This is a genomic window from Candidatus Tisiphia endosymbiont of Melanophora roralis, assembly GCF_964026575.1.
In the GTDB taxonomy this organism is placed as follows: Bacteria; Pseudomonadota; Alphaproteobacteria; order Rickettsiales; family Rickettsiaceae; genus Tisiphia.
On sequence record NZ_OZ032161.1, the window covers coordinates 1,546,546 to 1,559,764 of the forward strand.

The window sequence follows — 13,219 nt, forward strand, 5'->3', positions numbered from 1 at the left end:
TTAACTTGTATAGTGATTTAAAATATTATAGTTTTTTATGGAAGATATTAACTATTGGGACAACTCAAAGTATGCACCTTGTCAATATGCTACTAGGTTACTGGACAAACTCTGTAAGATAAATGAGGAAGTAAACCGGTCAATAAATATTGACGAAGTTAAAAAAGCTATTTATTACGCCAAAAAATATCACGGCAGCCAAATGAGGCAGTCTGGCGAACCCTATTACTCACATCCGATTGAAGTAGCGTATATGGTAGCGGAATATGCAGCATCAGAAATTCCAAGCTATTTCAGAACTGACATGATTGTTACCAGTATACTGCATGATACTATTGAGGATACAAAACTGACAGAAAAGATGATTGAATATATTTTTGGAAGTATAGTAGCTAGTCAAGTGGAAGATTTAACTAGGGTTAAGCCTCACGGCAAGATTAGCTCCAAAGAGATTTTAGATTTATTATATCAACAAAAAAAATATGATGTAGCATTTATTAAAATTTTCGACCGAATTCACAACTTACAAACTATAGGAGTTAAGTCACCTGAAAAAGCTAGGAAGATTATTGAGGAAACTATAGAAGAATTTATACGTCTAGCTATACACTTAGAAGCAATTGGTTTAGAAAAAAAACTAATAGAGCTATGTTACCAATATTTACCTACTATATCATCTAAGCAATATTTGCTACAGAGTCTAGATAAGTTTTCTTTTCAGAAAGATTTCCAGCATCTTTCTCGAGTTTAATAAAATGTGATAATCCATATGCAAAACCTGCAATCGAATGACCAAAATAATCTGTTAAATAAACAAGACTAACAGAAGTGATAGCATATATTAAAGCTCTTGATATAGCATATATCACACTAGCATAAGTAAAACGCTTAAAAACTGGAAAATATTTGAAGAATATTGCATTAGCCGGTGATGCATCACATGCAAAGAATAGTAATAAAGATTGAACTATCAGTATATCAAAGCCAGTTGTTGCTCCATTTAATAAAAATGGAGTCGCAAGTAAAGTAATAGAAGATAAAATTAATTTTATTTTTAAAATCATTAGTGGATATATTTTATTGCTTAAATATACCACTAGAGAAACATTAACCACCATCACAGCCGAAATAATGAAATCATTATTGATAATTTGCTCAGATGTGTAATTAAAAGAATATTTTAAAATATTAGCACCATGCATATAAGCCAAGTAAAACATCACTGGCACAATCTACTAACAGTAAACTTATTGTTGTTTTCCAATTAATTTTTTCTTGAATATTGAGAGTATCTTGCATTACATGTTCAACGTCAATGTTAGATCCTATACCTTTCAACTGTTGGAAAGTTCTGTTTAATCGACGTTTAGCGTCGGCAAATTCAGGCGTTTCTCGCAGCGTTGCCCTAGCAATCATACCAACTAATGCCACACCTGCACCAAACCAAAAAGCCAGTCGCCAATTAACATTATAAGAAGTTACAATAAAGGCTATACCTAAAGCACCAAATGTACCTAAAGCGGCACAGAAATTCATCATAGCTACAGAAACATATCGTCCTAGTGGTTGTAGATACTCTGTTAGGTATAATTGGACTCCTGTGATTTCCCCCATAGAAGTCATACCTTGCACAATACGACATATTGTCACCAGCCAAGCTGCAGCAATCCCTATTTGAGCAAAAGTTGGCAAATTAGCCATGACAAAACAAGATATTGCCATTAAAAAAGTTGTAATGACTACAGATGCTTTTCTTCCTACATTGTCACCTATCCAACCAAATATTAATGCACCAAATGGTCTAAGCAAGTAAGTAGAACAAAAAGCAGCGGCTGAAAGAAGAGTAGCCGTATGCGGGTCAGTTTTTGGAAAAAACAACTCATTAAGCAAGCAATACCGCCATATGCACATAAAGCATTAAGTCAAAATACTCGAGAAATGTCCCTATTGAAAGTAATCCAACAACCTCTTTTTGTTCTTTAGTTAAACTAGTCTGTTTTTGCATAATCTTATTATCTGCTTGGATAATTTTGCTCATATAGTTGTTTAAACTTCACTGTTATGTTATCTATAGTTAACTATAATAATTAACCTTATTTCGATGTAAGACATTGGTTTAATAGTCTAGGGTGACATCACCCATAGGTTAATTACTTACTTCAATAATTGTTATATGCGTCACGATTAGAAATCAGTAATATAAATAATAAAGTAGAAAAATATATTAATCAAATGGTTTAACAATAACCATAACAACAGCCACTATCATCAACAGTGCTGGTACTTCATTAATGATACGATAAAATCTTTCAGAATGATTATTTTTGCCTTCAACAAAATTCTTCCTCCATCTAGCTAATAAACCATGAAAAATAGTGATACCTAGAACTGCTGTCATTTTTACGTAAAACCATGTTCCTAAAGCTACTAGCCCATATATGTAACTATTTATTATACCTAAAATATAAGTGCTGATCATAGCCGGATTCATAATTATTCTAAGTAACCTTTTTTCCATTAATTGAAACATCTTGTCAGTTTCACTACCTACTACAACTTTAGTGTGGTAGACATATAATCTTGGTAGGTATAGTAAACCTATCATCCAAGAAATTGCTGATACAAGATGGAATGCTTTAAACCATAAATAATAACTAGCCATTAATTTTACCCCATTACTTAGTTTTTTAAATTACAAGGACACATAGTAAAATTATAAGGACATACTCTTTTATTAATTGAACTACATATCAAATTTTTTGTATCGAAACCATAATTAACTAAATTTGATACCATTTTAGTTATGCTATTGATGAACAATTTATTTATTCCAAGAGCAGAAGTTCTAATATATTCTATTTTGTACTTACCAGCAATCTTTCTATATTCAATGTCCAATTCTACCAACGTTTCAACATGTTCTGATACAAATGCTATTGGGACTATTATAAGAGATTTATTTTCTTTGCCTGCTATCTCAATTTCATCCTCCGTATTAGGTTTAAGCCATTCCACTGGACCAACACGACTTTGATAAGTTATTTTATAATCTAAATTATCTATACTAAGCTTAGACACCAAACTTTCTACAGTCTTTTCAATCTGCCACTGATATGGATCTCCTGCTTTTATTATTTTTACAGGCAGACCATGAGCTGAAAATAATATACGAAAATTTTTTTTGTTTTTCAATTTTTTAAATGATTGCTTTATTAATGATAAATGAGCTTTAATAAATTCGTCATCGATAGGATAACAACAAATAGTTTTAATATTTTGGGAATATTCACTTTTATTTTTATAAAGAGAAGATATAAAATCTTTAATCGAAGATCCAGTAGTGGTGCTAGAAAAATGTGGGTATAATGGTAACAATATTATTTCTGAAGGGTTATACTCATTTATTTTTCTTACTGCTTCTTCGGAATCAGGATAAGAATAACGCATTGCTATAAAAATCCTAAAATCCTCTTTCAGAGTTTGTTTTAACTTCTCTGTAATAGCATCTTTTTGAGATTCTGTTTCTTGTAAAATAGGTGAATTATTACCTACTAGAGAATATATTTCCTGAGATTTTCTATTTCTAGTAATTGATATTATCTTAGCAAGAATAAACCTTAGGGGATTTGGTAGGTTAATAATTGCTTTATCATAAAATAAGTTAAATAGAAATCGTTTAACTGAGCTTAAGCTATTTGGTCCACCAAGATTAAAAAGTACGATGGCTATTTTTTTTTGAGATATTTTAGTATTTAAATTCTCTAACATAATTAACTAAAAACTCAACATTTTCAACTGGTGTATTTGGTAAAACACCATGTCCAAGATTAAATACAAAATTTTTTTCTTTAAAGTTTGCAATTATTTTACTTACTTTTTCTGCGATAATTTCTTTATTAGTAAGCAATATAAATGGGTCTAAATTACCTTGTACAACAATTTTCTTACTCCATAATTTCATGGCACTAGCTGGTACAAACTGATCTACTCCAATAGCATCCACTCCAGTATTACTAATATATTTTTCATATAAAATCCCAGAACCTCTTGGAAAACCTATAATCGGTAAATATGGAAACTGTTTTTTTAAAGCTACTACTATTTTTTTTGTTGGTTGCACTACAAACTGATCATATTCTGCTTCTTCTAATATCCCTGCCCATGAATCGAATAATTGTACTAAATCTGCCCCAGCTTTTACTTGTTCCTTTAAATGAATAATAGTTTTTTCAGTAATAAAGTCTAGGAGTTCTTGCGCTAGGTTATTATTTTCATAAATAAATTTTTTACTTGTTTCAAAACTTTGTTTGCCTCTTCCTTCAAGCATATAAGTCATTACCGTCCATGGACTACCGGCAAAACCTATCAATGCAGTATCAACTGGCAAATTTTCTTTAGTTTTATTGATTATTTCATAAATTACATTTAGTTTTCCATTAGAATTTCCTTCAAGATATTTAAAATCTTCTTTTGATTGAAATTTACGTAATATTGGTCCTATATTTTCTTCAAATTTTACATCCCAGCCAAGTGCATCAGGTAAAACCAAAATGTCAGAAAAAATTATAGCAGCATCAAAGCCATACCTCCTTATTGGTTGTAAAGTCACCTCTACAGCCTTATCAACATTATAGCATATATCTAAGAAACCACTAACAGTTTTTCTTATTTTTTGATATTCAGGTAAATATCTACCAGCTTGACGCATTAACCAAATAGGTACAAGATTATTTTTTTTCTTAAAAGTTTGTAAAAGCTGATTCATGAAATAATCCATAATAATCTATATTATATATAATATTTTTTTAGTTGATGTAGACATTGTTAATATGTAGATTAATTATATATACACATAATTATACACATTTTTTTATTGCTAAATTACTAGTAAGGTTTATTGATTATAATTATTACTCACATTATTCATAGGATTATTTTTTTAGTGGATAATTCATAGTGGTTTATGTGTGTAGAATGAGAAAACGTGAAGGACATTAGATATCTAGCATTTTACACACAAAATTATCCACAAAATTATTCTTTAAATTATAGAGGTTATTAACCTCTATATACGGGATATATATGAGTAGTTATTGATTACTTTTAATATAGAGATTAAAATATGAATAAAAAATTATCCACAAAGATTAATAAACTATGAGTAAGCTGATTATTCACTTAGTTTCAGATTCTTCAGTGCAAACAGTTAAACATGCAGCTAATAGTGCTTTGTCACAATTTAGCAAAATTGAGTCAAAATTGTATCATTGGCCAATGTTAAGAAATGCAGAATCATTAAATGAGGTTTTGAAAAAGATCAAGATGAAACCAAGCATTGTATTATACACTATCTTAGATTATGAACTAAGAAGAAATTTAACTAAATTTTGTTATGATTTAAAAATTCCTTGTATCTCTGTTGTAGGTAGAATTGTAAAAGAAATTTCAGTTTTTTTAGGTGTGGAAACAGAAGAAAGTTTAGTTTATGATTATAAATTTGATGAAGGTTATTTTGATAAGATTCATGCTATTGATTATACTCTTAGACATGATGATGGTCAGATGACTAGTGAATTAGACGAAGCTGATATTATTCTGATTGGTCCTTCTAGGACATCAAAAACTCCAACTTCCGTATATCTAGCATATAATGGATTTAAAACAGCAAATGTGCCTTATATTCATGGTTATCCGTTTTTAGACTTGTTAGGTAGCATTACAAAACAGCTTGTAATTGGTTTGATTATTAACCCAACTCGGCTAATTGAAATAAGAGAAACTAGAATGCATTCACTACAGATGAGCGATAATACTAATTATACAGATTTTAAAATAGTCCAAGAAGAATGTATGCAAGTAAAACAAATTTGCGAGCAACAAGGATGGCCAATAATTGATGTTTCAAGAAGATCTGTAGAAGAAACCGCTGCTGTAGCTATGAAACTTTATTATGATCGTAAGAAATATGTTCTTAACAATTTTAGATACTAACATTTTTAAGTAAACTTAAAGCAGTCATTTACAATAAGAATTTTACTTAGTATGATTATATAGTTAACCCGAGAAGATTTTGGCTAAAAATGATGTCCATAACTGTTGAAAGTTAAAAAAACCGTCTATTAGCGAAGTGCTGTTGTAAGTGTTAAACCGTCATTGCGAGGAGACTGTAAAGCCGACGAAGCAATCCAGTAACATCATTTATCTATAGATTGTTTCCTAGATTGCTTCGCTTACGCTCGCAATGACGGTTTAAGCCTTACAACAAACTCAGGTTAATTGTTAAAACAAGATTAAAAATAAGAGATTATGGCAAGTAATATAACAGATGATTCTTTTAATAAAGAAGTTTTAGAGTCCACCACACCTGTATTAGTTGATTTTTGGGCTGAATGGTGCGGACCATGTAAAATGTTAACACCTATTATTGAAGAATTAAGTAAGGAATTAGTGGGCAAAATAAAAATCGTTAAAATGGACATAGATCAAAATCCCAATATACCTTCAAGTTTAGGTATTCGTAGTATACCTACAATGATTTTGTTTAAAGATGGGAAACAACTAGCTACTAAGACTGGAGTATTCCCCAAAAATATTATTGAAGAATGGATTAACACGAATTTGGGATAAGAATTTGCCAATTCTTATCCCAAATTCGGTGAAGTTATAGAAACAATCAGATTTGAGACGGCTCTACATCTGATTGTTAAATTAATATTTTGCTAAAAACATGATTTCAATCTTTTAAAATCATGTTTTTAGCTTTAGAAAGGTTTAAAATGCATTCGCGTTAGCCGCTTTAAGAATGCATTTTTCCTTATATTAAAGCCAATTCGGGATAAGAATTAACTAATTCTTATCCCGAATTGAGGTGATTAACTCTTCAGTAAAAATATAACTCATATTTTTAATATATGACGTCTAAACTAGTATTTATAGAGATATCTGATGGTTGTGTAGAAGGAATCAATAACCAACAAAGGGTAGAAAGTTTAAGACACTTTTTTATTAAAGGAGGTAAACTTTTTCCTTCGTCAATTCCTATCTTAAATAATATAAATCTTTCCTGTCAAAGAGGCGAAAAAATTGCCTTTATTGGTAGCAATGGTTCAGGTAAGAGTTCTTTGCTTAAAGTAATTGCTGGAATTTACCCATTAAAGTTTGGAAAAATTAAAGTTCATGGTAACTTTGCCGCCATTATTGAGATGGGAGTAGGTTTTGAATTAGAGCAAACTGGCAGAGAAAATATCAAAATGCTTATGATTTATAATAATATGTTAGGTAAGTACAGTAAAGAACTGGAACAAGAAATTATAGATTTTTCTGAGCTAGGGAATAAAATAGATTTACCGGTAAAAAATTATAGCTCTGGTATGTTATCAAGATTGGCTTTTTCTGTATCGGCTTTTCAAGATTCAGATATTCTTTTGTTAGATGAGGTTTTTGCTGCTGGTGATAGTCATTTTATTGAAAAGTCGACCAATTTTATGAAAAATAAGTTACAAAATATACCTATTTTAATATTAGTAAGTCATCAAGAAAATATTATTAAGGAGAATTGTAATAGATGTGTATTATTAAAAGAAGGTAGTATTATCGCAGACGGCAATCCAAATGAAATACTAAAAATTTATAATAGTGGGAATTATTAATGATAAAGTATTTTTTTTCCAAGAAATACTGGTTGTCAGTGGTATTATTAACCCAAGCTTCTATATCTCGTCAAAATAAAGATTCTTTTTTAGGTTCGTTATGGGGTTTAGTTCAGCCTTTTGTGCATATAATGATCATTTCATATTTTTTTGGATTTTTACTTAAGCTACCAAGAGAAGCAATGATTATGAACCTAGTCGGTGGTTTACCGTTATGGACATTTATTGTTAGCAGCTTAAATATGTCATCAAATTCATTAATTAATCGTAGTGGTATTATAAAAAAGGTAGTAATTTCTAGAACTATCTTTCCTATATCGGATAGTTTAACACAAGTTTATACCCTAATTTATTCGTTTGTAGCTATGTATATAGCTTTTATCATTTTATATCCCGAAAGATTTAGTATATATATACTTTTTGTACCAATGCTTGTGTTACCGCTGATTATTTCTGTGATTAGTAGTTCTATCGCATTTGCATTTTTAACTCCTTATATACGTGATGTTCCACAGCTATTAAATTTGATTTTGAATGTTGCATATTGGACTATACCAATAGTGTACCCATATTCTATGGTACCAGAATCAAAGAAAATATTTTTTGAAATTAACCCCATTTTTCTTGTCATAAGACCAGTTCAATTCTTAGTAATAGAAGGAGTGTTGCCAGATGTATTTATGATTATAAAATCCTTTATTGTAGCCGTTATTGTTTCATTTTTCAGTTATCTTGGCTACAGATTTTTTTCTAAAAATGTCATATATTATATATAGCTAACCCAAAGATATTTGAACCAATTAGTAATAGAATTGATGTCCCTGCTCACCATAGTACCCCACAACTGTTGAAAGTTAAAAAACCGTCATTGCGAGCGAACGTACGTGAGCGTGGCAATCCATGAAGCTTGTCATATAGATTGCTTCGTCGACCTACGGTCTCCTCGCAATGACGATTTTTTAACTTTCAACAGTTGTACTTTAGACACGACGACGCCAATTCTTGAAGTTCACCGAGTATACTTACTTAAACTTGCACACTTGGTGAGGTTATACTATAGTTCAAACATTTCCGGGTTAACTATATGACACTTGCTTTTGGTTTAGATTTTGTAGATTTGAATAAATTAGAAGGCTTAAAAAAATTAGATGAAATTTTTCTAAATTTTCTGCGTAGCCATAGTTATTCTCTTTATGAAATTATTTTATCGTTAAGGGCTAATCCCGATCAAGTTGATCAAAAATATTACTCAGATTTTTTATTAGAAATCTCGCCTATTTTTGATGATTTTCTAGCTAAGTTATTTGGTATTGAACAAGAAATAGCCAATCTAAGATTTAGTCATAAAGAGTTTGATGTAATTTATGAGTGTAAGAGAAAATTCATCCAGCGTATTGCAGTAAAAAAATATCCTCCTGAAAAACTAAAAGAGATTGATTTTGATAGTGTATCAATTTTTTTAGAAAAACTTTTAGGAGAGGAGTTTACCCAAGACAAGTTTGCTCGTCAAGTAATAAAATGGCAATTAGATGATGAAAAATATGCTTTTGAGTTAGATATAGCAGCAAAATATGCTGCCTTTATGGTTTATAATAGACCTCTTGCAGGAGTAGATTTTCAAAGGAGATTTAATGAATCTGAAAATATATTATTTTCTTTACCAAATAAAATAGATAAAAATAATTTAATAGATTTTAATAAGGTAGCTAAATATAAAAAACATGTAAGAGTAGGGTTTGATTGTTTAAATCCTATATCTAATCTAGATACAGTCTTAAATGCTACTCACTATTGTATCTACTGTCATAAACAGGGAAAAGACTCGTGTTCTAAAGGGTTATACTCGAATGATTCTGCAAATATACTACCGATTACGCCATCAAAGTCGGGCTGTCCGCTGAAGCAGAAAATCTCTGAGATGAATTATGTAAAGTCCAAGGGATTTAATTTAGCTGCTCTTGCTATTATTGTCATTGATAATCCAATGGTAGCTGCTACCGGTCATAGGATTTGTAATGATTGTTCCAATGCTTGCATTTATCAAAAGCAAGAACCTGTAGATATTCCTCTTGTTGAATCTAATATTTTGGAAACTACTTTGCTTCTACCTTACGGGGTGGAAATATATTTATTACTTACCAATTGGAATCCACTTAACATTTTTGCTCTGATGCCGAAGCCTCCAACTAATTACAAAGTTTTAGTAGTGGGTCAAGGACCAGCTGGGTTTAGTTTAAGCCATTATTTATTACGAGACGGACATACTGTAGTAGCTATAGATGGCTTAAAAATCACCCCATTACCTTTTATTAACAAGCCTATTAAATATTGGTCTGATTATAAAAAAAACTTATCAGAAAAAATACCTGAAGGTTTTGGAGGAGTAGCCGAGTATGGTATTACTGCAAGGTGGGATAAAAATAATTTAACTATATTACGTCTGATATTGGAGAGAAACAGTCATTTTAAGCTTTTTGGTGGTGTAAGTTTAGATGGTAATATAACTATGGAGCAGGTGTTTCATTTAGGATTTGACCATGTTGCCTTGTGTGTTGGAGCTGGTAAGCCTAAAATCGCCCAAATGAAAAATTTTCTTGCAAAAGGTGTAAAAACAGCCTCCGACTTTCTAATGACCTTACAATCAGGAGGAGCTTTTTTAGAACAATCTAACACTAATTTGCTTATTAGGATGCCTATTATTATCATTGGTGGGGGACTGACCTCTATTGATGCAGCAACTGAGAGTTTAAATTATTATAAGTTACAAGTAGAAAAATTTCTAAAAAAGTATGAATTGTCAGTTGAAGAGAATGGGAAAAATCATACAGAACAAAATTGGACAGATGAGGACAAATTAATAACCGAAGAATTTATTTCGCATGCAAAATTATTTAGGCAAGCACAAAATAAAGAATCTATAAAGAAAATCTTAGATGAACTAGGTGGAGTAACAATTTGTTATAGAGGAAAATTAAAGGATTCTCCTGCCTACAAGTTAAATCCTGAGGAAGTTATGTATGCTATGGCTGCAGGTGTAAATTTTGCTGAAAATATGATACCTTTAGGCATTGATGTTGACCAGTATACTTACGCTGAATCAATAGAATTTGATAATTTAGGTATAAGGAAAAAATTTAAGGTAAGGACTGTACTTATGGCAATAGGTACGCATAAAGATAATAGTTATTTGGAAAATCATTCGAGTATAACAGACTTCCTAGATAAGTCAAAAATAGTTGAGGAATTTTTAGGAGAAACGAAGCCGAGCACCGCAGCGTACACAGGCGTACGTGAGGAGCACAGGCGAGTTTCGACGACAAAATTACCAACTAGATTGACTTATGCAGGAAGTCTAACATATTTTGGTGATTGTAATCCTCAGTACTCTGGAAGTGTGGTTAAAGCCTTAGCAAGTAGTAAAGAGGGGTACAAGTTTATTGGAAAAAAACTTATCAAAAATAAACCAAGTTTTTTTGGTAATAATCTAGATTTCTTCGCTAAACTAGATTATTTGCTAACTAGCCGTATCAAACGGATTGACATTTTATCTTATAAGATAGTAGAACTAGTAATACATTCTCCTCTCGCTGCTCAAAATTTTCAACCGGGACAATTTTTCCGTTTACAAAATTATTCTAGTGATATTTCAAAAATTATTGAACCATTGGCTGTCACTGGAGCTTATGTTGATTCAGAAAAAGGGTTAATTCATTTGATAATTTGGCAAAATGGTAAATCAAGTAAATTATGTAGATATTTATCGCAAAATGAACTAGTAGTACTAATGGGACCTAGTGGTAAGCCAACTGAGATATTAAAGGATAGCAATGTAGTGCTTGTTGGTGGAGGAGTTGGAAATGCAGTTTTATGCTCAATAGCTAAGGCTCTTAAAAATAATAATTGTAAAATTATATATTTTGCTGGTTATAAAAATTTACAAGATAGGTTCTATCAAGAAAGAATAGAAGAAGCAGCAGATATAGTAGTTTGGTGTTGTGAAGAAGGTATTTTATCAAAAAATAGGGCGGAAGATATTAGTGTTAATGGCAATTTGGTGTATGCTATAATGGGGCATTGTTACCTTTGGAAAAATTTTAGCATAGATAGGATAATAGCTGCGGGTAGTACAGAAATGATGGAAGCTATAAGCGATATAAAAGATAATTCTTTTGGTAACAAAACTCAACTAATAGTAAGTCTTAATTCTCCTATGCAGTGTATGATGAAAGGTATTTGCGGACAATGCATTCAGGAAGTTACAGATGAAAGGAAATATATTTTTACTTGTTCCTGCCAAGATCAAGATGCAAAAATAGTTGACTTCACAGGGTGTAAAAGTCGTTTAGAACAAAACTCTCTCCAAGAAAAAAATTAAAATGACAAAAATATATAGATATATAGACTTACCAATTGCTCTAATATACTCAAATGATTTGAATATATTATTGGTATCAGACGGGGATTTTTTAACAGGTTTATATTTTGTAGGGCAAAAACATATGCCAATTTTAGATAGTAGCTATCATGAACAGCAAAATTGCAGTATATTCGATCAAACTTACCAAGAGCTAACAGAATACATAAATGGTACTAGAAAAGAATTTACCGTACCTTACCGTTTCACGGGGACTAATTTTCAGGAGAAAGTATGGTCTACCATCTCTGCCATCCCATATGCTAGAGTGATGAGTTACAAAGATATTGCAAATTTAATATTTGCTCCTAAATCTGTACGTGTAGTAGCAAACACTGTGGCACGCAACACTTTGTCAGTTATAGTACCATGTCATAGGGTTATAGGTACTGATGGTAGACTAACTGGTTACGCTGGAGGGCTTGAACTCAAGAAAAAACTTTTAGAATTAGAAGAAGGCTATAAGGATATGTACATTATACTTTGACCTTTATCGATAAAAATGATAAAATAGACCTAGAAAGGTATGAATAACCAGCTTGAACAAATATACAAAAGAATTATTTTAGATAAGTGATAATAATATGAAAATTTCAGCAAATGCTATTAGGGCTGGTAACATTATAGTGTATAATAATGATTTATGGGTTGTGAGCAAAACACCTGAACATACCAAACCTGGTAAAGGTGGGGCTTATGTGCAAGTAGAGATGAAAAATTTAAAAACTGGTACAAAACTTAATGAGCGTTTTAATTCATCCGATTACGTTGAAAAAGCACAGCTTGAGAATAAGGATTTACAATTCCTATATTTTGAAGATGATAATCTCGTGTTAATGGATAATGAGACATTTGAGCAGATTTTAATTAATAAGGCAATTCTTGGCGAATGTTTGCCATTTCTTGAGGATAATATGGTACTCAAGGTACAGTTTTATGAAGAAAAAGCTTTAAATGCTGAATTACCGCAAACCGTTATTGCTGAAATTATGCAAACTGATCCTGTAATTAAAGGCTCTACGGTAACGTCTTCTTATAAACCAGCGATTTTAACCAATGGAGTAAAGGTAATGGTACCGCCTTATTTAGTTACCGGGGAGAAAATAGTTGTAAAAATTGAAGATATAAGCTTTGTTGAGAGAGCAAAGTAATATCT

At 31.1% G+C, this 13,219-nt stretch carries 14 protein-coding genes; 8 read left to right on the forward strand and 6 right to left on the reverse strand.

Features of this window, described 5'->3' with window-relative positions:
• The first annotated feature begins 37 nt into the window (after positions 1-37).
• Positions 38-751: an HD domain-containing protein gene (locus AAGD53_RS07480; protein ID WP_341762764.1), complete on the forward strand. Its 714-nt coding sequence runs from the start codon at positions 38-40 to the stop codon at positions 749-751.
• Here the strand turns inward: AAGD53_RS07480 and AAGD53_RS07485 are convergent.
• The 6 genes from AAGD53_RS07485 to hemE form a co-directional block, all read right to left on the reverse strand.
• Entirely contained in the window at positions 678-1,202 is a 525-nt protein-coding gene (locus tag AAGD53_RS07485; protein WP_341762765.1) for a hypothetical protein, read from the reverse strand. The genes AAGD53_RS07480 and AAGD53_RS07485 overlap by 74 nt on opposite strands.
• Entirely contained in the window at positions 1,189-1,878 is a 690-nt protein-coding gene (locus tag AAGD53_RS07490) for an MFS transporter (RefSeq protein WP_341762766.1), read from the reverse strand. Before AAGD53_RS07490 ends, AAGD53_RS07485 begins: the two co-directional genes overlap by 14 nt.
• A 4-nt stretch (positions 1,879-1,882) precedes the next feature.
• Positions 1,883-2,038: a hypothetical protein gene (locus AAGD53_RS07495; protein ID WP_341762767.1), complete on the reverse strand. Its 156-nt coding sequence runs from the start codon at positions 2,036-2,038 to the stop codon at positions 1,883-1,885.
• A gap of 186 nt (positions 2,039-2,224) precedes the next feature.
• The gene (hemJ, locus tag AAGD53_RS07500) at positions 2,225-2,662 is read right to left on the reverse strand and encodes a protoporphyrinogen oxidase HemJ (protein ID WP_341762768.1); all 438 of its coding nucleotides are present in this window, start codon (positions 2,660-2,662) and stop codon (positions 2,225-2,227) included.
• A gap of 17 nt (positions 2,663-2,679) precedes the next feature.
• Positions 2,680-3,768 (reverse strand): ferrochelatase, encoded by a 1,089-nt coding sequence (gene hemH, locus AAGD53_RS07505; RefSeq protein ID WP_341762769.1) that lies wholly within the window; start codon positions 3,766-3,768, stop codon positions 2,680-2,682.
• Entirely contained in the window at positions 3,746-4,765 is a 1,020-nt protein-coding gene (hemE, locus tag AAGD53_RS07510) for a uroporphyrinogen decarboxylase (protein ID WP_341763452.1), read from the reverse strand. Before hemE ends, hemH begins: the two co-directional genes overlap by 23 nt.
• 392 nt (positions 4,766-5,157) lie before the next feature.
• Between hemE and AAGD53_RS07515 the strand changes: the two genes are divergently transcribed.
• The 7 genes from AAGD53_RS07515 to efp all read left to right on the forward strand — a co-directional run bounded on the left by AAGD53_RS07515 (position 5,158) and on the right by efp (position 13,214).
• Positions 5,158-5,991 (forward strand): pyruvate, water dikinase regulatory protein, encoded by an 834-nt coding sequence (locus AAGD53_RS07515; protein WP_341762770.1) that lies wholly within the window; start codon positions 5,158-5,160, stop codon positions 5,989-5,991.
• 315 nt (positions 5,992-6,306) lie between these two features.
• A complete protein-coding gene (trxA, locus tag AAGD53_RS07520; protein WP_341762771.1) occupies positions 6,307-6,627 on the forward strand; it encodes a thioredoxin in 321 nt (106 codons plus the stop codon).
• Between the two features lie 284 nt (positions 6,628-6,911).
• A complete protein-coding gene (locus AAGD53_RS07525; protein WP_341762772.1) occupies positions 6,912-7,649 on the forward strand; it encodes an ABC transporter ATP-binding protein in 738 nt (245 codons plus the stop codon).
• Positions 7,649-8,425 (forward strand): ABC transporter permease, encoded by a 777-nt coding sequence (locus tag AAGD53_RS07530; RefSeq protein ID WP_341762773.1) that lies wholly within the window; start codon positions 7,649-7,651, stop codon positions 8,423-8,425. The genes AAGD53_RS07525 and AAGD53_RS07530 overlap by 1 nt, the downstream gene beginning before the upstream one ends.
• A 308-nt stretch (positions 8,426-8,733) precedes the next feature.
• Entirely contained in the window at positions 8,734-12,024 is a 3,291-nt protein-coding gene (locus AAGD53_RS07535) for an FAD-dependent oxidoreductase (protein WP_341762774.1), read from the forward strand.
• 1 nt (position 12,025) lies between these two features.
• The gene (locus AAGD53_RS07540; protein ID WP_341762775.1) at positions 12,026-12,550 is read left to right on the forward strand and encodes a methylated-DNA--[protein]-cysteine S-methyltransferase; all 525 of its coding nucleotides are present in this window, start codon (positions 12,026-12,028) and stop codon (positions 12,548-12,550) included.
• Positions 12,551-12,647: 97 nt separating this feature from the next.
• Positions 12,648-13,214: an elongation factor P gene (gene efp, locus AAGD53_RS07545; protein WP_341761725.1), complete on the forward strand. Its 567-nt coding sequence runs from the start codon at positions 12,648-12,650 to the stop codon at positions 13,212-13,214.
• Positions 13,215-13,219: the final 5 nt, after the last annotated feature.

Coding starts and splice junctions, on each gene's coding strand:
- AAGD53_RS07480 (WP_341762764.1), top strand. CDS start 38: ATGGAAGATATTAACTATTGGGACAACTCAAAGTATGCACCTTGTCAA.
- AAGD53_RS07485 (WP_341762765.1), bottom strand. CDS start 1,202: ATGCATGGTGCTAATATTTTAAAATATTCTTTTAATTACACATCTGAG.
- AAGD53_RS07495 (WP_341762767.1), bottom strand. CDS start 2,038: ATGAGCAAAATTATCCAAGCAGATAATAAGATTATGCAAAAACAGACT.
- hemJ (WP_341762768.1), bottom strand. CDS start 2,662: ATGGCTAGTTATTATTTATGGTTTAAAGCATTCCATCTTGTATCAGCA.
- hemH (WP_341762769.1), bottom strand. CDS start 3,768: ATGTTAGAGAATTTAAATACTAAAATATCTCAAAAAAAAATAGCCATC.
- hemE (WP_341763452.1), bottom strand. CDS start 4,765: ATGAATCAGCTTTTACAAACTTTTAAGAAAAAAAATAATCTTGTACCT.
- AAGD53_RS07515 (WP_341762770.1), top strand. CDS start 5,158: ATGAGTAAGCTGATTATTCACTTAGTTTCAGATTCTTCAGTGCAAACA.
- trxA (WP_341762771.1), top strand. CDS start 6,307: ATGGCAAGTAATATAACAGATGATTCTTTTAATAAAGAAGTTTTAGAG.
- AAGD53_RS07525 (WP_341762772.1), top strand. CDS start 6,912: ATGACGTCTAAACTAGTATTTATAGAGATATCTGATGGTTGTGTAGAA.
- AAGD53_RS07530 (WP_341762773.1), top strand. CDS start 7,649: ATGATAAAGTATTTTTTTTCCAAGAAATACTGGTTGTCAGTGGTATTA.
- AAGD53_RS07535 (WP_341762774.1), top strand. CDS start 8,734: ATGACACTTGCTTTTGGTTTAGATTTTGTAGATTTGAATAAATTAGAA.
- AAGD53_RS07540 (WP_341762775.1), top strand. CDS start 12,026: ATGACAAAAATATATAGATATATAGACTTACCAATTGCTCTAATATAC.
- efp (WP_341761725.1), top strand. CDS start 12,648: ATGAAAATTTCAGCAAATGCTATTAGGGCTGGTAACATTATAGTGTAT.